A 1,755-nucleotide genomic window follows, 5' to 3' on the forward strand; every position below is an offset into this window, starting at 1 on the left:
GCGCCGGGTGCGCGAGTCGCCGGTGTCGCGAGCACCTCGCCGAATTGCTTCAGCGGGTCCTCGAACTTCCACAAGAGCGCAAGGATCGCCGCCGACCAGTCCGCCTTGCTCAGGGTGCGAGCCAGGGTCTTCAGGGCGTTGTAGGTCTTCTCCCGCTGCTCCTCGGTCCGCCGCTCCTGATCTTCCAGCAGATGCAGGAGATACCTGCCCAGGGGATCTTCGCCGTCGGGCTCGAAGCCCTCCAGGTCGAGGTGCCACACCGCCAGCTCCTCATCGTGCTCGTTGCCCAATCGAAACCGGAGGGCGTCGCAGAAATACGATCGGCCGATGGCTTTCTCGCCGGCTAGCACCAGCACCCGTGCCCCGCCGCCGCCCGCGAGCAGCTCCACCGCCCGGTCGAGCCACGGCTTGCGCTGGAAGTTGTAGAGCCCGTACTCGGCCTCGGGCCATTCGACAAACGCGCCACGGATATGCCGGACTCTCATCGCAGCTCGACTCCCTCTCGATGGACTCCTGGGAGCATTGTACTGCGGACCCGGGCGTGGGCGGTGGGTCGAACAGCTTCAGGGCGCCGGCCGGCGCCTCCCCAGGGACAACCGGGGGCCGCTTCCGTACCCTTCGCCGACCACGGCGACGTCCACTGGCTCGAAGCGCTGATCCTGCATCAACGCTGGCCGAGTCGGGTGGCACCCCGATCGACACCAGCTCCAGTAGCGCCGGGCCGCGCCCGGCGCGGTCATTGTAGCGGAACCCAGAATGGCCTGGTCTCTTGGCAGGCCGTGGTCATAGGTCGTGAGGTCATCCAGCCTTCCTCGCGACGGCACGAGGCGGTACGTGAGCTCATCCAGCCCTCGTCGCGACGCCCCGAAGCGATCCGCGAGCTCATCCAGCCCTCGTCGCGACGCCCCGAAGCGATCCGTGAGCTCATCCAGCCCTCGTCGCGACGTCAAGGATCATGGATGACTCTCATCGAGCCTTCTCAAGCGTGTCACGGACCGATGACGACGCTCATCGACTCTTCGTAGCCTGGTCACGAAACGAGGATGAGATCTGGCGGTCGTCCGTGGCTTGGTCGCGGAGCGATGATGAGGCTCATCGGCCCTCTGTGACGTTGTCGCGGAGCGCTGATGAGACCGCGGGCCGTTCGTGGCTTGGCCGCGGAGCGATGATGAGGCTCATCGCTCCTCTGTGACGTTGTCGCCGAGCGAGGATGAGATCTGACGACCGTTCGTGGCTTTGTCGGGGGCCGAGGATGAGGCTCTTCGACCCGTCAGGTCGGCAAGAATGCCATTCACAGACATCTAAGAACGACAGATGCCATGTCTTAGAGATGGGAAACGGATTAAAGTGGCCAAGCAGATCGCCTTACTTTAGCTTGACGAGTGCTATTTTAAGTTCGTACGATAGCCGGCATCGAGCCGTTCGATGGCGATGGCCATCCGCCATCTCACCCGCGAGCGGCTCACCGCCGGCGGCGTGCAGCCGCCGGCCGGCAAGCAAGGAGGCCTCGAAATGACGGACATCACCAAGCAATCCCTCGGCGAGCTCAAGGAGCTCTACATCCGGAAGATCAAGCACTGGAGCCAGCAGAAGCTCGAGCACGAGAAAAAGATCGAGCAGTGCCGGCGGGAGATCGGGGCCTGCGAGGCCAAGCTGCGCCACGTCGAGGCGTTGATCGGCTCGCCGGTGGCGCCGCCGGCCGCCGCGGCCAAGCCGACCCGCCGGCGGACGAACAAGCGGCGGATTCGCCAGAGC

General features: G+C 65.1%; 3 protein-coding genes. 1 reads left to right on the forward strand and 2 read right to left on the reverse strand.

Annotation, left to right across the window (positions count from 1 at the left end):
* Both GY769_20585 and GY769_20590 read right to left on the reverse strand, forming a co-directional pair.
* A partial coding sequence (locus GY769_20585; GenBank protein MCP4204318.1) for a hypothetical protein occupies positions 1-485 on the reverse strand: 485 nt, incomplete at its 3' end.
* A 78-nt stretch (positions 486-563) separates the two neighbouring features.
* Positions 564-950, reverse strand: coding sequence for a hypothetical protein (locus tag GY769_20590; GenBank protein MCP4204319.1), 387 nt, complete (start codon positions 948-950; stop codon positions 564-566).
* Between the two features lie 475 nt (positions 951-1,425).
* Between GY769_20590 and GY769_20595 the strand changes: the two genes are divergently transcribed.
* Positions 1,426-1,755, forward strand: a 330-nt coding sequence (locus GY769_20595; protein MCP4204320.1) for a hypothetical protein, incomplete at its 3' end; no start/stop codon positions are given.

It is taken from the genome of bacterium (assembly GCA_024224155.1).
GTDB lineage: Bacteria > Acidobacteriota > Thermoanaerobaculia > Multivoradales > JAHEKO01 > CALZIK01.